15 protein-coding genes and 4 pseudogenes are annotated in these 19120 nt (G+C 67.1%); 7 read left to right on the top strand and 12 right to left on the bottom strand.

The window, feature by feature from the left end:
• Positions 1 to 542: 542 nt before the first annotated feature.
• Complete coding sequence (locus OG452_RS00095) at positions 543 to 1280, bottom strand: glucose 1-dehydrogenase (RefSeq protein ID WP_327293517.1); 738 nt, start codon at positions 1278 to 1280, stop codon at positions 543 to 545.
• A gap of 153 nt (positions 1281 to 1433) precedes the next feature.
• Here OG452_RS00095 and OG452_RS00090 point away from each other — a divergent pair, with 153 nt between their 5' ends.
• The 3 genes from OG452_RS00090 to OG452_RS35280 all read left to right on the top strand — a co-directional run bounded on the left by OG452_RS00090 (position 1434) and on the right by OG452_RS35280 (position 3660).
• Positions 1434 to 2084 carry a TetR/AcrR family transcriptional regulator gene (locus OG452_RS00090; protein WP_327293516.1) on the top strand — a complete coding sequence of 217 codons (651 nt, stop codon included), beginning with the start codon at positions 1434 to 1436 and terminating at the stop codon, positions 2082 to 2084.
• An 817-nt stretch (positions 2085 to 2901) separates the two neighbouring features.
• Positions 2902 to 3357 (top strand): alpha/beta hydrolase, encoded by a 456-nt coding sequence (locus OG452_RS00085; RefSeq protein ID WP_327293515.1) that lies wholly within the window; start codon positions 2902 to 2904, stop codon positions 3355 to 3357.
• A gap of 144 nt (positions 3358 to 3501) precedes the next feature.
• A complete protein-coding gene (locus OG452_RS35280; protein ID WP_405565175.1) occupies positions 3502 to 3660 on the top strand; it encodes a hypothetical protein in 159 nt (52 codons plus the stop codon).
• Here the strand turns inward: OG452_RS35280 and OG452_RS00075 are convergent.
• Together OG452_RS00075 and OG452_RS35275 are read right to left on the bottom strand one after the other, a co-directional pair.
• Positions 3645 to 4172 (bottom strand): annotated as a pseudogene (locus tag OG452_RS00075) (TetR/AcrR family transcriptional regulator); the annotation flags it as partial. The gene OG452_RS35280 and the pseudogene OG452_RS00075 sit on opposite strands and share 16 nt — an antisense overlap.
• A gap of 301 nt (positions 4173 to 4473) precedes the next feature.
• Positions 4474 to 5539 (bottom strand): annotated as a pseudogene (locus OG452_RS35275) (IS630 family transposase).
• Between the two features lie 59 nt (positions 5540 to 5598).
• On the opposite strand from OG452_RS35275, the pseudogene OG452_RS00060 reads away from it, so the two are divergent.
• Together OG452_RS00060 and OG452_RS00055 are read left to right on the top strand one after the other, a co-directional pair.
• A pseudogene (locus OG452_RS00060) lies at positions 5599 to 5733 on the top strand (NAD(P)-binding domain-containing protein); the annotation flags it as partial.
• Positions 5734 to 5963: 230 nt separating this feature from the next.
• Positions 5964 to 6266 (top strand): hypothetical protein, encoded by a 303-nt coding sequence (locus OG452_RS00055; RefSeq protein ID WP_327293512.1) that lies wholly within the window; start codon positions 5964 to 5966, stop codon positions 6264 to 6266.
• 416 nt (positions 6267 to 6682) lie between these two features.
• Here OG452_RS00055 and cgtA read toward each other — a convergent pair.
• From cgtA to OG452_RS00015, 9 genes and pseudogenes are all read right to left on the bottom strand, one after another.
• A pseudogene (gene cgtA, locus OG452_RS00050) lies at positions 6683 to 6985 on the bottom strand (Obg family GTPase CgtA); the annotation flags it as partial.
• Positions 6907 to 7080, bottom strand: coding sequence for a hypothetical protein (locus OG452_RS35270; protein WP_405559456.1), 174 nt, complete (start codon positions 7078 to 7080; stop codon positions 6907 to 6909). The pseudogene cgtA and the gene OG452_RS35270, both read right to left, overlap by 79 nt.
• Positions 7081 to 7134: 54 nt before the next feature.
• A complete protein-coding gene (locus OG452_RS00045) occupies positions 7135 to 8160 on the bottom strand; it encodes an MsnO8 family LLM class oxidoreductase (RefSeq protein WP_327293511.1) in 1026 nt (341 codons plus the stop codon).
• A 204-nt stretch (positions 8161 to 8364) separates the two neighbouring features.
• A complete protein-coding gene (locus OG452_RS00040; RefSeq protein WP_327293510.1) occupies positions 8365 to 9849 on the bottom strand; it encodes a DHA2 family efflux MFS transporter permease subunit in 1485 nt (494 codons plus the stop codon).
• 119 nt (positions 9850 to 9968) lie between these two features.
• Positions 9969 to 10484 (bottom strand): flavin reductase family protein, encoded by a 516-nt coding sequence (locus OG452_RS00035; RefSeq protein WP_327293509.1) that lies wholly within the window; start codon positions 10482 to 10484, stop codon positions 9969 to 9971.
• Complete coding sequence (locus OG452_RS00030; RefSeq protein ID WP_327293508.1) at positions 10481 to 11821, bottom strand: NtaA/DmoA family FMN-dependent monooxygenase; 1341 nt, start codon at positions 11819 to 11821, stop codon at positions 10481 to 10483. The genes OG452_RS00035 and OG452_RS00030 overlap by 4 nt, the downstream gene beginning before the upstream one ends.
• 273 nt (positions 11822 to 12094) lie before the next feature.
• Complete coding sequence (locus tag OG452_RS00025; protein WP_327293507.1) at positions 12095 to 12391, bottom strand: nitroreductase family protein; 297 nt, start codon at positions 12389 to 12391, stop codon at positions 12095 to 12097.
• Between the two features lie 335 nt (positions 12392 to 12726).
• A complete protein-coding gene (locus tag OG452_RS00020) occupies positions 12727 to 13464 on the bottom strand; it encodes an NADPH-dependent F420 reductase (protein ID WP_327293506.1) in 738 nt (245 codons plus the stop codon).
• A gap of 80 nt (positions 13465 to 13544) precedes the next feature.
• Complete coding sequence (locus OG452_RS00015) at positions 13545 to 14138, bottom strand: TetR/AcrR family transcriptional regulator (protein ID WP_327293505.1); 594 nt, start codon at positions 14136 to 14138, stop codon at positions 13545 to 13547.
• Between the two features lie 664 nt (positions 14139 to 14802).
• Between OG452_RS00015 and OG452_RS00010 the strand changes: the two genes are divergently transcribed.
• Together OG452_RS00010 and OG452_RS00005 are read left to right on the top strand one after the other, a co-directional pair.
• Positions 14803 to 16119: a helix-turn-helix domain-containing protein gene (locus tag OG452_RS00010; protein ID WP_327293504.1), complete on the top strand. Its 1317-nt coding sequence runs from the start codon at positions 14803 to 14805 to the stop codon at positions 16117 to 16119.
• 3 nt (positions 16120 to 16122) lie between these two features.
• Entirely contained in the window at positions 16123 to 16713 is a 591-nt protein-coding gene (locus OG452_RS00005) for a hypothetical protein (RefSeq protein WP_327293503.1), read from the top strand.
• The last annotated feature ends 2407 nt before the right edge of the window (positions 16714 to 19120 follow it).

Below are 19120 nucleotides of genomic sequence, written 5' to 3'. Positions count from 1 at the left end.
GATGTCCTGATCCGGTTGCGGGCGTCGTCCTTCACGCAGATCCGCTGCCGGCGTACGGCGCGCTCTCCGTCGCCTTTGCCTGGCACGCGAGGTGGGCGCCTGCACACAGGGCGGCTTCCCTCAGGATGGGGCGCATGTCACGCTGGACGGTGTGCTTCGTCCCCAGGGATCGATAGCAGTCATCCTTCTCTCCACTCCGTCGTGGTGTCCTGGCAGGAAAGGCGGGACTGACGGCCACGCCTGGCCCTTCTTGGCACGACGGTAGGCGCAGTCCATGGGCACCCAGTCACGGTCAAAAGCGCCATCAGAGCCGGAAATTGCGCCACCTGCTCGCGTACTCGTTTCTGAGTGGCCGCGGCAAGATTCCCGTGGCTGGAGAACATCTCGGTGTCATGGCCTGCACGTCCGCTGAGAAGCGGCGGAGCGCCCAGGCGTGGGTGCGGGTGCGTCAGCCCGTGAGCCGGGCCGGATGCGGCGCACAGGTCTGCCGGACCATCGCCATTTCTGGGGGCCATCCGGCCCACGGGCATCGACCCGCGCTGTCACGCGGCGGTGAAGCCACCGTCCACGATGAACTCGGCACCGGTCGAGAAGCTGGATTCGTCCGAGGCCAGGTAGAGCACCATCGACGTGACCTCCTCGGGCTGTGCCGCGCGGTGCATCGGGGTGCCCAGGATCATCGGGTGGTCGTCCTCGAAGCCGAAGCCTTGGGTCATCGGGGTCGCGATAACGCCCGGGTGGACGGAGTTGACGCGGATTCTGTCGGGAGCCAGCTCGATGGCTCCGGCCTTGGTCATGCCTCGCACGGCGAACTTCGAAGCGCTGTACGCGAGTCCGCCGGAAGCCGCGATGATTCCGGCCAGCGACGAGATGTTGACGATCGAGCCGCCACCCGCCCGCCGCATGGAGGGAACGACTGCCTTCATCCCCAGGAACACGCTGACCTGGTTGATGTCGATGACCTTGCGGTACTCCGCCTCTGACATCTCCACCAGCGGGGTGACATGGCCTATGCCGGCGTTGTTGACGAGGATGTCGACCGGCCCGAAGGCCTCCTCTGCGGCCGCGACGACGCGGTCCCAGGTGGCGGCGTCGGTGACGTCGTGGGCCAGGAAGCGCGCCTTGTCGCCCAGCTCGGTGGCGAGGACCGCGCCCTCGTCCTCAAGCAGGTCCGTGATCACCACGGACGCGCCTTCCCGTATGAAACGCCGGGCATGCGCGGCACCCATGCCGCGTGCCCCACCAGTGACGATGGCGACCTTGCCCGTCAGACGTCCCATGGCTGCTCACTCCTTCGTGCGGGGCTCAAGACCCCTGGCGCGGTCGGACTCCTGTGTGCCAACCGATCTGACGCCACGGTACTCCCACTATTGAGCACGTGCGTAATAGTGCTCGGATAGGCTTCCGGGCAGCACAAGGGCATGGAGGCGCGAGTGGATCCACGAGCACGTAGAACGCGTGACAAGTTGCGCGAGGCGGTGACGGGCCTCGCCGCCGAGCGCGCCATCGGAGAGATCACCGTGGCCGACGTGGCACGCCGCGCCGGGGTGACGCGCAACACCGTCTACAACCATGCCCCCACCCCCACGGCACTGCTCTGCCAGTTCCTGGGCAAAGAGATCGACGATCTCTCGAACGTCTTCCTCGACAAGGTCGAGAGCACTTCCGCAGTGGACGTTCGCGCAGCCCTCTACTCGGACATCGAGGCTCTACTGCGCCATGTCGCCCAGTACGCGACGATCTACGAACAGGCCTTCGCCGGCGCGACGGCTCCGGTCATGAGTGATCTTCTGGGGCAGCAGTGCGCCAAGGGGATGCACGTGTACATCACCCGGCACCCGGAGCTCATGCCCGAGTACGAGGACCTCGCCGACGACCCCGATGCGCTGGCTCTCGCCGCCGAGATCCATGTCGCTTTCGTGTCCCGCGGTGCGGTCGGCGCCATTTCGGCCTGGCTCCGAAGCCCATCTCCGATCAGCGTCGAAGCGGGTGCCGTCGCGCTGCTGAATTCCCTGCCCGGGTGGTGGTACGGCCGGCCCGGACAGGGAAGCGAACGGGAAGCTTCCGCGTCCGGGGCTACCTAGAGTCCGTCCGCCGGCGGGTCGGAAGACACCGTCGCCGCAGGCGTCAGCGGTGACCGACAAGGCAGAGGCAGTGGGAGGCGTTCGACGCTCTTTCCGGCCTTGTTGGCCTCGAATGCTGTGCCGGTCCGATGCGGACGGCTCGTAACCTGAGCCGTGGCGAAGGTGGGCAAAGACAGTGGCGCGCTGGCACTGATGACCATTCGGCCAGGTTTCCGCGACGGCACGCATCCGTGGCGGACAACCCTGCCGATCACCCCCGCTTCGTGGCCACGTCGAAGCGAGACCATCTCGAGGCGATGTCAGCAGCGCCCAGCTCGCCGCTTGTGTCCACCACGCGCTCGTCCAGCAAGGAGTTGCACCGCCTTGGAGCCCACCGAATCGACCGACCCGCAGTTTCCCCCCGCAGATTGGACCGGGATATCGGAGCGGGACCGTCTTGCCTTCGCCCATAGCTGCTCAGGTGATGAACCCTATGAACTAGGCGAGGATTCCCAGCATCAGCCGGGAATCCCTCGAGGGAAGATTCACGAGCACCGGCTCCGCGATTCCACCGTCTACGCCGGAGTCCCACACCGCTACTGGGTCTACGTTCCCGGCCAGTACGACGGCACCGCCGACGCCTCGCTGCTGGTCTTCCTGGACGGTGGTCAGATCTACCTCAGCCCGACAGTCAACACACCAGCCGTGCTGGACAACCTCATCGCAGCCGGCGACGTACCCGTCACGATCGCCGTCTTCGTCGATCCGGGCCCCAACGGGCCCGGCATGCCGGTGTACGGCGGATCCGACAACAGGAGCATGGAGTACGACTCGCTCGGTGGCGATTACGCGAGCTTCCTCCCTGCTCCCCGGCATCGAGCAGAGCTACCGCGTCACCGCCGAGCCCACGCGCCGCGGGATCTGCGGGATCAGCTCGGGCGGGATCTGCGCATTCACTGTGGCATGGGAGCGCCCCGACGCGTTCGGCAATGTCATCAGCCACTGCGGCAGTTTCACGAACATCCGAGGCGGTAACGCCTACCCGTCCCTGATCCGGCGAGGCGAAAAGAAGCCGTTGCGGGTGTTCCTTCAGACCGGACACAAAGACCTCAACATCGTGTTTGGCGACTGGGAGCTCGCCAACCGTGACATGGCCGAAGCCCTCCAGTATCGCGGCTATGACTACAAGCTGGAAGTCGGCCAGGGAGGGCACACACCCATGCATGGCGCCGCGATCCTCCCCGACACTCTCCGATGGCTCTGGCGCTCGCCGGGTCTCCCAAGATCTTCGTAGCCGGTGATCGCAGGGTCCGCTGGATTGTCAGTTGAGCAGGATGCGCTGGCGGGGGCGTCGGCGCCGACGACTACATGACCAAGCCGTTCTCCATGCGGGAACTCGCGCCGGGCCGCCGCCTCGGAACGGCCCAAGTACGGGGCCCTGAAGGTGATGCGGCACGCCGACGGGGCCGCGCCGCGGTTCGGGTCGCGTCGCCCCTACCGGATCGTCGGCAGCAAGGGGTTGTGGGCGAGTGCCGAGGGTAGGGGGCCGGTGCCGGTGCCGGTGGCGCACATGCCGTCGAAGGTGAGCCGCAGGTAGCGCCGCCAGGCCGCCGGATCGGCAGCCAGCAAGGGTGCGGCGGTGTAGTACACGCCGCAGATCAGTAGCATCACGTCCTGCCCGTTCAGGTCCGCGCGGAGTGAGCCGTCGCGTTGCGCCCGCCGCGCCAGTGACTCGGCTGTTGCGATCAGTTGCTCCTGTCCGGCCTGTATCTCCGGGTGCCGGACATCCGACACCATACGTAGGGCCTCCGCGAGTGCCCGGTTGTTTGCGTAGAGATCGACGCCCGCGCTCATGAACTGCAGCAGGGCGGTGTCGGCGTCGGCCTGCTCGGCCTGCTGGCGGCCCACTGTCACCAGCCCGTCGATTTCCTCGCTGATGATCGCGGCGAACAGGTCCTCCTTTGTGGGGAAATGCCGGAAGACGGTTCCCTTCCCGATACCCGCCCGTGCCGCGATCTGCGCGATGGACCCTTCCGCGCCGTGCTCGGCGAACACCTCCGCGGCAGCCTTCAACAGCGCCTTACGCGTCCGCACCGCGTCGGCCCTCATCCGTCGCGCAGGCGGCACTGCAACAGCTTCTTCTTCAGTGCTCATGGGCCCATTCTACGCAACATGACCGAGCGGTCCGGTTAGGTGGTACGGTATTTAAAGTGACCAGTCGGTCCGGTTACGGTTCGTGGCTGTGGTCGGTCCGGCATTTCCTCATCCCATTGGAGAACAGAGCACCATGAGCAAGACACTCGGCATCATCGGCAGTGGCAATATCGGCGGCACCTTGGCCCGCCTTGCTGTCGCCGCAGGGCCTGGACGTCGTCCTACTGAGGTTGAACTCGGGATGTCGTGCTGCTGGTCAGGCGGGTCGGATGGTCAGGCCGGTCTCGGTGAGGCAGCCGTCGATGAGGTGGCTGTGGTACTGGATGTGTCGCAGGCCGCGCCGGACGGTCTGGACGAGGTGTTCGGGGTGCTGAAGGCGACGTTCGAGAGCCATCCACGCCGTAGAAGTGACCAGATGCCTTCGACGGGATTGAGGTCGGGGGCATAGGGCGGCAGGTAGTGGATGGTCAGCCAGTCGCGGGATTCGGCGAACTCCCGCAGACCTGCGGCTTTGTGGACGTTGAGGTTGTCCCAGACGAGGACGATGGGGCCGTCGAGCTGTTGGTGGGCGGCGATCAGCAGGTCCCGGTAGTCGCGCCAGGAGAAGCTTTTGCGCCCGTCACGGTTGCCGTCATCGCGGCGGGGTCGGTAGATCAGCCTCGACCGGTGGCCGGGCTTGTAGCAGGTCAGCGCGGCAATGGAGAGCCTTCTGCGGGAACGGCCGCGGACCCGGACCACCGGGGTGCGGCCTCGTGGTGACCACGTCTTGGCGTGCGGCGGCGTCATGGAGAAGCCGGCTTCGTCCTCGAAGACCAGCCAGGCTCCACGGGCCGCCGCTAACCTTCCGCGCGGGGCCACACCTCCTTGACCCACCCCGCGACCGCATCATCGTCCCGCTCCATCGCTCTGCGGGCCGGGACCTGGCAGGACCAGCCGTTACGCACCAGCAGCTTGCGTATGCCCTGGATCGTGTACGTCAGGTGGAAGCGCCGGCCGATCAACGTCTTCACGCGGCTCAGCGTCCAACGCTGGTCCTCCCAGCCATGCGCGGCCGGCCCTTTGGCCAGCTCCGCCTCCAGCTGAGCGAACTGCTGATCACTCAGTCTTGGCAGCGACGCAGGCCCCTGAGACCGCAGGGATCGCGGGCCGCCCTCGGCCCACGCGTGACGCCATCGCTGGACCGAGCGGACACTGACCCGCAGATCTCTGGCGATCGCCGTACTGCCCTCGCCCCGGGCGAACCGCTCAGCCGCCTGAAGCCGTAACTCTTCGCGAAAATGCTGCCGTTCGGCGGTCAGCCCGCCCCCTTGTGGATACCGCATGCCTTCGGTGATACCGCAGCCACCGGCCAGCCGTCACCCCCTACGACACCACGCGTTCAATCTCAGTAAGCAACTCCCGCGGCCCCGAGTCCCTCGCGGATCTCGTCGCCGAACTCGGCCCCCGCGCCCGGGCTGCCACTCCCGCCGAGGCCGCCGAGGCCGGGGACCTGGTGGTGTCCATCCCGCTGAGCGCCTACGAGAAGATCCCGGCAGGGCCGCTGGCGGGCAAGATCGTGATCGATACGCTGAACTACTACCCGGAGCGCGACGGCCGCATCGCCGAGCTGGACGCGAACGAGCTGACGAGCAGCGAGCTGGTGCAGCGCCACCTGGTCGACTCCCGTGTCGTCAAGGCGGCCAGCAACATCGTCTACAGTCAGCTGTTCAGCCTTGCCCGCTCCTCGGGTGCGCCGGAGGCAGTGCCATGCCGATCGCCGGCGATGATGCCGCCGCCAAGGCGGAGGTTGTGGAGTTGCTCGACATCCTCGGCTACGACGCGGTGGACATCGGCGCGCTCGCCGACAGCTGGCGCAGCGAACCTGGCACGCTCGTCTACTGCAAGCCCTACTACGGGGAAGTGCCCAAGGGTATGAGCGGGGACAAGGCGATGGGATGGATCTTTCGGACCCCGGGCGTTCCGATGCCTGCCGACCGCGTGAGGGAACTGACCGCCACGGTTGTTCGGGGTCCCGCGGGCGGCAGCTTCTCGGTCGACGCCTGGGTCTGAGTGCAGAGCATCGCGGAAGAAGAGGTGGAACCGGAATTCTGACCAGGTCAGGACACCGACCCGCCGCGGTGGTTCGGGCCTGCAGCGGGGAGACGGGCGTCGGCGGCTGCCCGCTCGGCTGCGACTGCTGCGGCTGAGTCGACACCTGCACGAGACAGAGAGACCCCGGCCGTCACATGGCCGGGGTCCTCTGCTGTCCAAGATCATGGTTTGACTGGCATCACCATCCGCCTGGCCGTCCCCCGCACTGACGCGTGAGACGACTACCGGTCAGAGCGGGCTGTGCATGTCCTGCTGGCTGCGCGAGAGCGAGCCGGACCTCCGGCTCTGTGAGGGCGACGTCTGCCGGCATGTGGTCCGCAGGAATGAAGCCTCGCCGTGGTGTCCCAGATGTCCCGATCGCCGGAGGCCAGACGCTAGAACGGCTCGAAGTCGTCGTACTCCTGCTGCGACTCGTCCCGCTCCGCCTGCCGGTCCCGGCGCCGCTGCGCCGCCGGTCGCGGCGCCTCCATACGGTGGTCCTCGCCACGCCGACCGAGCATCTCGGCCCCCGCCATCATCGTCGGCTCCCAGTCGAAGACGACCGCGTTGTCCTCGGGACCGATCGCGACGCCGTCACCGTGCCTGGCACCCGTCTTCATCAGCTCGTCCTCGACACCGAGACGGCTGAGCCGATTGGCGAGGTAGCCGAGCCGCCGTTGCCACCGTCCTGGCCGCTGAGCGGCTTGAACTTCTCCCGGTGAACGGAGGCACAGCCGTGGCCCCCGTTACCCGCGGCGACGTGAATTTCGACGCGGACCACGAAGGTGATCATGGTTCAGTGCCGCCAGAAACGTACGGGACTACTGGGATGCGGAACGATGGCCCGTCAGTTGCGGGCGGGGGTGAGATCGAGGGCCTCGGCGAGCAGGGTCCGAGCGTGTGTCCGGGCTGCGGGGTCCGCGATGATGTCCTGGACCATGACTTCGTCGACGCCGGTGGCCTTGGCCATCTGCTCCAGCTGGTCCCGCACGGTCCCCGGGCTGCCGGCGAGCTGCAGGGGCCAGCGGCCGTCCGTGATGACGGTGGGGGCGTCCTTCTGCGTCTGGGTGAGTTCCCGTTCGGCCTCCTTAACGGTGGGGACCTGGGCGGCGGCGCCCTGGCGGCCCAGGCGTGCCATGAGGGCGGTCCTGGTCCAGTTGAGCCGCCGCGCCTCGGCGTCGGTGTCGGCCACCACGGCGCTGACCGACAGGATTCCGTGCCCGCTGGTCGGCCCGTGGGCCGCAGGCGCGGTGAACGCGCCGTGGCGGAGCAGAGCGCGTTCGGCGCCGGCAGGGTTGATGAAGCCCGCGAAGGCGTAGCCGAGTCCGAGTTCACCGGCCATGCGGGCGCTGCTGCCCGAGGAGCCGAGGATCCACACCTCCGGCCGGGTGACTGTGCCTGCGGCTGGGTTCAGGCGCGCGAAGGGGTGGTCGGCGGGGAAGCCGCCGTGCAGGTGGGCGAGGACCTCCTGGACCTGTTCGGCGAAGTCGTCGGCGGGCGGTGCGTCGCGGTCGCGGCACAGGGCGAGGTCGACGACGGGTCCCGCGGTGGCGCGGCCGAGGCCGAGGTCGATGCGGCCCGGGGCGACGGCTTCGAGCTGGAGGAAGGTCTCGGTGACCTTGTAGGGGCTGTAGTGGTTGAGCAGGACCGCGCCGGAGCCGACCCGGATGCGTGAAGTCGCGCTGCCCGCAAGGGCGATGAGGATCTCGGGCGCGGTGGAGGCGGTGCTGGCTGAGTCGTGGTGCTCGGCGTACCAGATGCGGTGGTAACCGAGGTCCTCCGCCTGCTGCGCGGCCTTGACCGAGTCCTTGAGGGCTTGGGTCTTGTCGCTGCCGGGAGTGACGGTGGAGAGCTCGACGAGAGAGAGTTTCATGGTCTTTCGATCCCTGCTGCCGGCTCTGCTGGAGGGCCGGCGGGAGACGTGTTCGGGGAAGGTTGAAGGGTGCGTGAGGGGTTCGGGCAGCGCGGCGCACCGGTGGCGGTGCTCGACCGGACGCTGCTGATTGCGGACCACCGGAACACCGGCGCCAGGATCGAGCGATACCTGGGCGCCGGTGGTCCGGTGGGCATCCCCGGCTCAGTCCCGTCGAGCGGGCTGCTTGGCCTTGCCGACAAAGACGGTTCCGATGATGGCGAGGCAGGCGACGACCGCCGCCGTCGTGAAGGCGGCCTGCGCTGCCGAGACGGACTGGGCCAGGTTCAGCGTTCCGGCGTCCTGTGCGTGCGACCCGATGGTGTAGGCCGAGACCAGGATCGCGCCGCCCGCGGCGCCTGCCAACTGCTGGACGGTGTTGAACGCCGCGCTGCCGTGCGGGTAGAGCTCGGTACGCAGCGAGGCCAGTGCGGACGTCGTCATCGGCGCCCACATGAGGGCCTGGCCGACGATCATGATGAGGTAGGCGATCAGGAGTGTCGTGGTACTGGTGCCCGCGTCGACTCGGCTTAGGAACCACAGGGCGGCCGTCCAGATGATTGCTCCGGGAATCGCCAGGGGACGCGGCCCGACGCGGTCGTAGAGCCGCCCGCCGAGGGCTGAGACCACGGAGACCACCACTCCGCCGGGGAGCATGAAGAAGCCGATCTCCATGGTGCTCAGTCCGGACACGTGGGCGAGGATCAGCGGCAGGACCATCGGCACGCCGAACCCGATCAGCGGGACGACGACCATGACCAGCTGCGGCACGGTGAACGAGCTGGTTCGGAAGATCCTCATGTCGAGGAACGCGGCATCGGTGCGCTGCAGGACGATCTGCCGGCGGACGAACGCCGCGATGAAGAGGACCCCGGCCACCATGGGGAGGTAAGGCGGGATGGGCGCGTGGCCGGAGGCCGACTCACCGATCGTGGCCAGACCGTAGATGAGCGCGCCGAACCCGACGGCGGACAGGATGAGCGACAGCACATCCAGCGTGGTCGGTTCGGGCGTGGTGATGTTGCGCAGCTTGGCGGCTCCCAGTACCAGTCCGGCCAGGGCGACGGGCAGGACGAGGATGAACAGCCACCGCCAGCTGAGCTGGGAGACGATGATTCCGGAGAGCGCGGGTCCGACCGCGGGCGCCACCGCGCCCACGGCGGTGACCAGCGCCATCATCCGGCCCCGGCGGCCTTGGGGAACCAGGCGCATCACTGTGGCCATGAGGAGCGGCATCAGGGAGGCCGTGCCCACTGCCTGGATAATGCGACCGGTGAACAGCACGCCGAACCCCGGAGCGACGGCGGCGATCACGGTACCGGCGGTGAACAGCGACATCGAGGTGATGAAGATCGTGCGGAGGTTGAACCGACGCATGACGAAGCCGGTGGCGGGGATGAGGACGGCCAGTGTCAGGAGATAGCCCGTCGTGAGCCACTGTCCCGTGCTCGGCGTGATGTCGAGCTCGTCGATCAGCGTGGGCAGCGCCACGCCCACCAGCAGTTCGTTCAGCAGGGCGATGAACGTGGAGAGGGTCAGTACCCAGATGATGAGGGAGTCCCGAGCTGGCAGCTTGTCACCGGCGCGGTGGGAGGGCGGTGGGCTGACGGCGTCCGGAGCGGCGTGCGTAGACGTTTCGTTGAGGGACACGTGCGTGATCTCTTTCGCGCTGTGGCAGGCAAGCAGGCAGGGGCTGGTGACTGCGGTGGCCCGCCGGTGGGTTGGGGAACGGGGCCGGGGGAGTGGCCCGAGGGGAAGTGGCCGCAGCGTCAGGAAGCGAGCGGTGTGTGGGTGCCGAAGGAGCGTTGGTGGTAGGTGAGAGGCCTGAGAATTCCCAGGTCGCCCTCACCCTGTTCGGCGGCGTGGACGTGGGCGAGCAGGACGGTGTGGTCTCCGGCACCGACGTAGTCGTCGACCTCGGCGGCGATCCATGCCGCCGAGCCCAGCAGGCGGGGCAGTTCCTGGCTCGGTGACCAGGTCACGCCGTCGAACTTGTCCGGTCCTGAGCGGGCAAAGACGCCGGCGAGGTCGGCCTGGTGGGCGCCCAGGACGTTGAGGCCGAAGCGGCCGGTGCGGCGGATGATCGTTAGCAGCTGGGAGCGGTTGTCCAGGGACGTCAGCATCATCGGGGGCGTCAGGGACAGTGAGGCGAAGGCGCCGACCGTGGTGCCGTGCGGGCGGTGGCCGTCCATGGCGGTGACCACGGCGACGGGGGAGGCGACGGTGGCCATGGCGTCACGGAACGCCTGGAAGGTGACGCTGTCGGGGACGTGGATGGCGGTCATGACCGGGGTGTTTCCGCGACGCGGGGATCGAGGCCGTACTGGGCGCGGGCCCCGAGGTTCTCGCGCAGGGTGCCGCCCTCGTAGTCGTGGTGGAACAGGCCGCGTTCCTGCAGGAGCGGCACGACCTGGTCGACGAAGGCGTCGACGCCGTCGTGGTAGCCGTCGATAGCCAGCGAGAAGCCGTCGCAGGCGCCCGCCTCGAACCATTCCTGCATGTGGTCGGCCACGTCGGCGGCGGTGCCGGCGACGACCGGGTGGTAGTCGATGACGCCGTGCGCCAGGACGTCCCGCAGACTCCAGCCCTCCCGTGCCACTTCGAGGGCGCGGGCGGAGCGTGCGTCCTGCGGACTGGGTACGGCGTCGGCCAACTGGCTTGCGGTCAGCGGCTCGCCGAGCTGCTCGTGGCTCAGCGGCAGGCCGATCATGGCGCCGAGATAACGCACGCGCTGGCGCAGGTCGACGGACTCGTCCAGGAAGCGCCGCCGGTCCAGGGCGGCGGCGCGGGAGGAGGCGATGGTCGGCATGAAGCCGGCGAACATCTTCACCTCGTCCGGGTCGCGCCCGGCCCGCTTGGCTGCGTCCCGCAGGGCCCCCCGCTGGGCGATGGCGTCGTCGATCGTCATCGGGTTGGCGTACACGCCGCCGGCGTACCGGCCCGCGAGCTCCAGGCCGTAACTGCCGCCGCCCGCCTGGAAGATGACCGGCTGGCCCTGCTCGGACGGTGGGATGGGCAGCGGACCGCGGGAGGCGACGTGGCGGCCCTGCAGGTTGACCGGCTGGATCTTGCCCATGTCGGCGAACCGCTTGCCCTCGACGTCGAGGACCCAGGCGTCCTTCTCCCAGCTGCCCCACAGTGCCTGCACGATCTGAACGAACTCGTGGGCCCGCTCGTACTTCTCCGCACGGGGCGGGACCGGAGAGCCGAAGTTCGCCGCAGCCGCCGGGTGGGAGGTGGTGACCGCGTTCCATCCGGCCCGGCCGTGGCTGATCACATCCAGGGCCTTGAACTGGCGGGCGAGATTGAAGGGCTCGCTGAAAGTGGTGGAGCCGGTGGCCACCAGGCCGATCCGCTCGGTCTCACGGGCGATGACGGTGAGGACGAGGAGGGGGTCGATGGGGTGGTGTGGGTGCTCGTTCTCCAGGTCCACGTCCAGGACCGGGGTGTCCGCGATGAAGAGCAGCTGGACCTTGCCGCGCTCGGCGGCCTGCGCGTAACGCACGAACTGGTCCATGTCCGTGTAGCTGGACAGGTTGGCCCCGGGCAGCCGCCATGCCCCGGGCTCGGATCCGTAGCCGCTGGTGAACTGCATGGCCAGCAGCATCTGAGGGGTTGTCATAGCCGTCTCTCCAGACGAGGCGAAAAAAACGGAGAGTACATCCGTTTACTCTCTCGACAATACGGAGGCTACCTCCGTATTGCAAATGGGTCGGGTCCGGAGGGAGGGGAGGGGGCGCGGGCGCCTGAGACGGCGGGCGCGAACCCGCGGCGGAAACACCAGGAACCACGCAGCTCCCCCACTGCGCGAGGCGCGGCGGAAAGCAAGGGCTGCCCGGGTGGGGGAACTGCGTGGTGATGTGGCCGTGACGTCAGTTCAGTGCGAGAGGAAGAGCTACTGCCCGGCCAGGACGCCAGGGGTGCCGTGCACGACCACGCTCTGCTCGAGCGGGACGCGCCCCATGCGGAAGCTGTTTGCCGGTGCGGTCACGTCGGCTGTGCCGAAGGAGATGCCGAACAGCAGCTTGAGCTCCTTCGAAACACCCAGGTGCTCGCGGATGGTGTCGGCGTAGAACCCGAGCGCGGTCTGGGGGATGCCGTCCAACCCCCGGGTCGCCAGCGCGAGCAGGAAGTTCTGCGCGTACATCCCGATGTCACCGGCCGGCCGTACCCCGTCGCCGAATGTCGGCATGAACAGGAGGGCGATGTGGGGAGCGGAATACCAGGTTCTCGCGGGCTGCGGCCTTCCTGCCCTGCCGGTCCGAGCGCGGTATTCCTCTCTGCGGTACTTACTCCCCGCCGTAGCGGTTCGGGTCTGCCGAGCGGGGTGGCGACAGGGGTGTGGCGTGGAACGAGGCGGTCGGCATGAAGACGGCACAGGACGTGCCACCGCCCTCTCCAATCGGGGCGCTTGGCAAGCGGGTCGTGCCGGAGCTGTACGCCGCAACAGGGGGTGTGTGTTCTTTGCGTCCGTGACGCCGCCGCCTGCGTATTGGCCCGAATACGTAGGCGGCGGCGCCGGGCGGGTCAGCGGTGGGCGGCGCGGTTCATCTCGACGACATCATCGACGGTGGGGTTGGCGGGGAGGGCGGCGAAGCGCTCCGGCAGGCTGTTGCGGACGCGGACGTCCTTGGCGCGGTCGGCCGCGGCCAGGGCTGCCGGCAGGGTGTCGAGGGTCAGTTCGGTGCAGTAGGCGGGGCTGTTCGGCTGCTGGCGCCAGGAATCGGCCAGCGTGCCGGCGTCGTAGGGGTCGAAGCCGGTGTCGTCCACGAGCTGCATGGCCACACGCCGCGCCTCCTCGGAGTCGCCGGCGACGGGGATGGCGATGCGGCCCGGGGTGCCTGCCGGGACACCCTTGGCCTGCTGGGTCCCGGCCAGGGCGGCGTTCCACGCCTTGACCACGGGGCGGCCCAGCTGCTCGGCGTTCCACACGCTCTCGACCTGGCCGTTGTCGACAGCCTCGATCGGCTCACTGAGTGTGCCCGGGTAGTAGTTCGAGGTGTCGATGACGACCGTCTCGTCCTGGACCGTGGCGAACAGGTCGGCCAGCTTCCCCGCCACCCCGAAGGGGATGGCCAGGATGATGACGTCGCGGCCCTGGACGGCGTCGGCGAGGTCCGCTGCGCGGGCCCCGGACTCCAGGACCTCGGCCCGGACGGCCTCGGGGCCGCGAGCATCGGCGATCTGGACGTCGTGACCGACCGTGCTGAGCTTGGCAGCGAGGTTTCCGCCGATGGCGCCAGCGCCTATAACAGTAATTTTCATAATTTGTCCCTTGGGAGGTTGTGCTGCCCCAGGGCAGCGGGGTGTGATGGTTGGGTGGTGGGAGCGGGGCTTGCGGCGGTCTACGGCTGATTGTTCCTCCGGCGGTAGCCGCTCGCGATGAGTGTGCGGAGGCGGTCGAGTGATTCCTCGTCGATGCCGTTTCCCTTGATCCAGGCAGTGGAACAGGCTGCGAGGAACAGGTCGTAGCCCCTCACGCCCGCGCGCACGTACCCTGCGCTCTGCGCGGCTTTCACGTGCTCGTCGGTGGCGGTGATGAGAATGCCGCAGGGAATCGTGAGCGGATTGTCCGGCTCCTGTGCCCGGGCCGCAGCCATGAGCGGTTCCGGCAGCCCGCTGAAGGCGCTGAAATAGTCTTCCATCGCCCGCAGCCACTGCTCCAATGCCTCGGTCGGGTCGCCGAGTTGCTCGATGTCCGCCTGGCGGGCCACCAACTCCTCGGAGCGCGTCTGCAGCACGGCCGCAAGCAGCGCCTCCCGCGTGGGGAAGTGCCGGTACAGAGTGCCGGGCCCAACCCCCGCATCTTTGGCCACCGCCTCGAGCGAGGTGCCGACCCCGTGCTGCAGGAAGTGACGCTGCGCGGTCTCCAGGAGGGCGGCGCGGTTGCGCTGGACGTCCGCACGGGGCTTGCGGCCCCGCTGTTCACTGGCGCTCATGCGCCCTCCCCGGTCAGGTGATCTTGCGGCCGCATCAAAACGGATGCTGCCTCCGTACTCATTCGAGAGTAAAGCGGAGGGTGCATCCGGTCAAATGAGTGCGGTCGGACGGGGCCCGGGATGCCAAGCCGGGGGGCGTGGCCCCCCCCCGGCGGTGATGCCCTCGTCGAACTCTGCGGTCTCGCAGGCCGCCGAGCCCGGCAGGCGGGGCGTGCCCTCGCTTGGCGACCAAGAGACGCCACCGGACTTGTCCGGGTTGAGCGGGCGAAGGGCGTGGTGGGGGCGGCCTCGTGTGCGCGGCTCCGGGATTTGATACGTACCTCGACGGGGTAGCCGGCCCGCCAGGCTTCGCGGCCTCAGTGGGCCTGCTGGTGGTGCGATCATGGCGGCGCGAATCACATCTCGCTCTGCCCGTCGCTTCGCACCGATCATCGCCCAGTCAGGGCCACCGATGACCGCTCGGACCGACACGGCCGGTCCGGCCTTCCGTCGCCCCGCTGCCCACCCGATGAGCGGACGTCAGGCCGGGCAGGGGGGTCCTCACGGTGGCCCGGGCAACAGGCCGAGCCTTGTCCCGCTAGGGCGTCTGACAGGAAACCAGCCTAAAAAATGTAAATACTGGATTGTGTATGCGGAAAGCGCATTCCTGACGTAGTATGAGGTCATGCTGATGAGTACCGAGGAAACCCTCAGGGTGACGGTGACCGCACTCGCGCACCGCACCGGCGAGCAGCAGTCCGCACTGGCAGCCGCCCTGGGACTGACACAAAGTCAGGTCAGCCGCAGACAGAGCGGAAAAGCCGCATGGACTCTCACGGACTGCGACCGCCTCGCCGCTCACTGGGGGATGCCCGTACTGGACCTCCTCGCCGGTCCCACCCACGCCCTGGCGAAGCTGCCCGCCGACCGCATCGCGAACGCCGGGCAACGAACCCCCGCCCCCCTCGACCTCCCCAAACCGGCCGCAACACCCACCCCGGCCCCCTCGGAGCCGGAGAACGCCGCGCCGCCAGCCTCGAAGCAGGCGGCCGCGCCCACGGGCCCGCTCGCAGACCTGGTCCAGGAACGAGTCGAGGAGGAACTAGCAGCGCACAAAGGGGACTTGGCGACCGCGCGGGCCGCGCTCATCAAGACCGCGGTCCCAGACGTGATGGCACTGTTCGCCGCCTCCAGGGTCGGCGGCCGATACGAACACTCGGAGTTCCCGCCCACAGCTGCCATCCTCAAGAAAGCATCACAGAAAGGCGCCGACCAGATCTGGGAAGGCCGCCCGAAATGGCGCTCCGAAGAATTGCACCGCGCCGCCCGCGCCGGACACGTCACCCTCAACGTAACCGCCCTGGACATGAACGCGGCCTACCTCAGCGCACTGAAGACATGGCTCCCGATCGGGAAATTGGTCCACTCCGAGGGCGACTACCACGACGCCAAGCGCTCCGGCGTCCACCGTGTCACCCCGGCCATCTGGGAGGAACCAGACCTCCCCTCGCCGCTCGGCGCACGGAAAGAACCGGGAGACTTGTGGGTCACCGAACCCACGCTCCGCCTTCTACTGCGCTGCGCGAAACTCGGCTACTGCCAGGCACCCGTCATCCACGAATCATGGACATCCGGAGCCTCCGAAGGGCTACTGGAAAAAATGCGCCGCACTCTCGCCGAAGTACGCAAAAACGCCATTTCAAAAAATGACGAAGTGACCCTAGAGTACGTGAAATCAATGTATTCTAAGTTCGTGTCAACTATCGGGGAAAGCAGCGCGAACCGGGAAATCCGACGCCCTGACTGGATGCACACTATTCGCTCGCAAGCTTTCGCCAACCTGTGGCTGAAAGCGCATAAAGCACACACCTCAGGTTTGACAGTCGTGCAGATGTCGGGAACCGACGAACTGCACGTCACAGGGGACTGGCAATCGGTGTTCCTGGAGGGCCGTGATCTGTCCCAGGTCAAGGCGAAGACCACCTACACGCTGGGGGAGTAGACCATGGCCGGCGGAGCTACCGACCTATGGGGCGAGTGGCAGAAACACGGCGCCCAAGGCATCAGCGGCGCCCAGGCACTCGCGGGCGAGCTCGACCGCATCGCCCGGGAGAGCAGCATTGCTTCGCCCGTAACAACCCACCGAGGGCTCTCCGCCCGCCTGCGCTACCTCAACACCCGCCCCGGCCGCGAAGTCTTGCGAGAGCACGGAATCTCGACCCGCCTGCTGCGCTCCTGGGAGCGCGGGACACGCCCCAGCCGACCCAAGTTGGAAGCCATCAACCTGGCCTATCAGGAACGCCGCCGTGACAACCTCGTCCGTTCGGGCGCACTGAAGCGCCTACTGGACAACGGAAGCCGCGGCCGCAGGATCGAGATCTACCCCGTCGACCAGACGGCTGTGGATGAGCGGTATCGCCGACCGAACGTCAGTGAGCGCTCGGTGCAGGCACGGTACGTCTGGGACGACATGATCGATGCCTGGGCCCAGAACGACACGGACACCCTGGACGAAATCTGGGATGACATCATTACCGACCTCGACTCTGACTATGCGGCATACGCATACGTCGGTTCCATTGGAATCGGCGCATGAATCCGGAAACGACTAGTATCGATTTTTGATCGGCCGACTATCTGCTCCACGAAGGACACGCCATACACGGTGTCCTGGAAGGCGAACCAACGGCCAACCGCAAGGCCCTCTCTGACCATGTGTTCCGTTCAAATCAACGGCACTTACGGGCTGCTGAAGCGTCTGCCCGCCCAGAACCCTTATGGAGATGTAGTGGGCGCTAATCTCCGCCTTCCTGGGCTTAATACGCAGTGATTCAGGAGTGGTCTATCTCTGCTAGGTCGTCCTAGCAGAGATAGACTCCCAGCGGTCTAATTTGTTGCCATGTGAAAATTCTGATAGGCTCTCAAATCTCCTTTGGAGAGCAAGGGTTGACAACCGGTCAAAAGAGGACACCTCTCTATCTTGTAGCCAGCCATGAAATGCGCGGAGCGGATTTCATACCGGAAATCGCGGAGCGATTTCCGGAAGGCCGAAATTGCGGAGCAATTCGTGCCGCAGCCAACGAAGTTGGCTGTACCGGTGGCGAAGCCGCCGGCTAGCCGCGCGGAGCGCGGCGGGGTCACCGCCGCGTAGCGGCGGCGCGTCGTGTCTGCGGAAGGTGGGCGCGCGCGCGCGCGCGCGCGCGCGCGCACGCGCGCGCGCACACACACGCGCACGCGCGCGCGCGCTCTACTCCACAGACACGACGCGCCGCCGCCGCGGCGGTGACCCCGCGCTCCGCGCGCTTCGCCACCAGCAGCCAACTTCGTTGGCTGCGGCTTTTCGCAATCCGCGATTGTATGAAAATCCGCTCCGCGCGTTATTTAAATAAATGATCCTCTTTGACCGGTTAATCGAGCTGAGAGCCTATCAGAAACCGCATGGTATTAAAATTAGACCGCTGAAATCTGGCGACCCAGAGATAGACCACTCTGAATCGCCGTGATGGTGCGCCCTGCGGCGGGCGGAACAGCAGGGAACTGCCGTTGTGCCCGGAACGCAGAGAAGAGCCTTGTTTCCAGGACACCGTGTATGGCGTGGTCACTGGTGGAGCAAGCCGATCCGCCGATGCGCCGACCCGATGGGGCCGACATGCCGCCTTCTTGCCGGTGAAGTCGAGGTGTCGGTCGTCGGAATGTCCGTACGGAAAAAAGTCATGTCGTTGGGCGTAGCGCAACGTTCGGTCGGCAATCCACAGGCGAGGCCCTGCGGCCACGAAGCCGCTCGGCAGACGAGGCGGCGGCGTTCCTGATAGGCCAGGTTGACAGTAAGCAATTGGGGTCGGGGCCCGTGCTTCTCAAAACTTCGTGCGGAGCAGCGCAGGCGGGTGAATTTATTACAGGCGAGCAATCTTGCTCTCTGGGGCGATGGACAGGCTCTTGCAGATGCCTGAACCGCTGATGCCTTGTTTTCGTCTTCTGCTGCTGCGCCTCCGTCAGTGGCTCAGGCATGGGTACCTGCAGCCGTGTGGTGTTCTTCCTTTGACCCTTGGGACGGTGCGACACCTCCAGGCACCCGGTGCCCGTTACCTCAGCCTGTGGGACCTAATCAGTTGGTATCCGTGCTCAAGCCCCAGTCTTTCTGCTGCTTTCAGACACGTTGGCCCCGACAGTATGTGCATCCCATTCAAATCGTTCCCAGTTGCCTTTGCTTTCCCCATGGCCTGACAGGGCTCCATTGATTTCGTACTCTGAGATAACAAATGACGTTTTGCATCGCCCTAGGTGTGTCTGCCTCGTTTAAATGGACAGTCACTGGCAGCAACCGAGTTTCAGCGCAGTAGAGCAGACGTGACGGTTCTTCCGACGTTCCGCGGCGGGGTGACGTGGACGCCAGCGTAGTCGGCCTCAATCGCTCAGTAGGCCGTTCATGTCCCGGGAACGTGGGCACCATTCCCGTTCGGTCGTCGCCTTTGCCGTGCTGCCGAGTTGTTGTGGGGGCGAGGGCTCCCGGTGTTCATCGACGCTGCTGGGCGACGTGCCTCGTCTTGGGACCGCGATGGCGGGCGGCCACCTCCTCGACTCGTTCCTGGACGGTACTTCGGCGCGTTAGTGTTGCGGTCGGCGTCGGCAGGCAGCAGGGCGCGGGTGGGGCGGCGGGGTCGGCATCCCCGGTGAGCGGCGGGCGTGCGTCGGTCCATGCGGCTTTTCCGCTCTGTCTGCGGCCTGACGTGTTGTCCCAGGGCGCAGCTGCTCGCCCGTGAGGGCTCGGCCGCCATCGGCATGACCTCATGCCTACGTCGGGGCTCTCACGCCGCATTTTTAGGCTGATTTCCTGTCAGGTAGCGAGACCGACGCCCCGTGAAGGACCCCTGCCCGGCCTGACGCGTCCGCTCATCGGAGTGGGCAGCGGGGCGACGGAAGGCCGGGCCGGCCGTGTCACCGGCCTCGACAGGTGACTAGCAACATTTCAGGCGAGCAGATATTGTTCATGTCCTGTTACGAGT

It is taken from the genome of Streptomyces sp. NBC_01197 (assembly GCF_036010505.1).
Lineage (GTDB): Bacteria > Actinomycetota > Actinomycetes > Streptomycetales > Streptomycetaceae > Streptomyces.
The sequence above is the reverse complement of the archived record's forward strand: the minus strand, read 5'-3'. Positions and strand labels throughout refer to the sequence as shown.

Bases quoted from the DNA above. Each gene is read 5' to 3' on its own strand.
- OG452_RS00095 (WP_327293517.1), bottom strand. From the start codon at position 1,280: ATGGGACGTCTGACGGGCAAGGTCGCCATCGTCACTGGTGGGGCACGC.
- OG452_RS00055 (WP_327293512.1), top strand. From the start codon at position 5,964: ATGCCGATCGCCGGCGATGATGCCGCCGCCAAGGCGGAGGTTGTGGAG.
- OG452_RS35270 (WP_405559456.1), bottom strand. From the start codon at position 7,080: ATGATCACCTTCGTGGTCCGCGTCGAAATTCACGTCGCCGCGGGTAAC.
- OG452_RS00045 (WP_327293511.1), bottom strand. From the start codon at position 8,160: ATGAAACTCTCTCTCGTCGAGCTCTCCACCGTCACTCCCGGCAGCGAC.
- OG452_RS00035 (WP_327293509.1), bottom strand. From the start codon at position 10,484: ATGACCGCCATCCACGTCCCCGACAGCGTCACCTTCCAGGCGTTCCGT.
- OG452_RS00030 (WP_327293508.1), bottom strand. From the start codon at position 11,821: ATGACAACCCCTCAGATGCTGCTGGCCATGCAGTTCACCAGCGGCTAC.
- OG452_RS00025 (WP_327293507.1), bottom strand. From the start codon at position 12,391: ATGCCGACATTCGGCGACGGGGTACGGCCGGCCGGTGACATCGGGATG.
- OG452_RS00020 (WP_327293506.1), bottom strand. From the start codon at position 13,464: ATGAAAATTACTGTTATAGGCGCTGGCGCCATCGGCGGAAACCTCGCT.
- OG452_RS00015 (WP_327293505.1), bottom strand. From the start codon at position 14,138: ATGAGCGCCAGTGAACAGCGGGGCCGCAAGCCCCGTGCGGACGTCCAG.
- OG452_RS00010 (WP_327293504.1), top strand. From the start codon at position 14,803: ATGCTGATGAGTACCGAGGAAACCCTCAGGGTGACGGTGACCGCACTC.
- OG452_RS00005 (WP_327293503.1), top strand. From the start codon at position 16,123: ATGGCCGGCGGAGCTACCGACCTATGGGGCGAGTGGCAGAAACACGGC.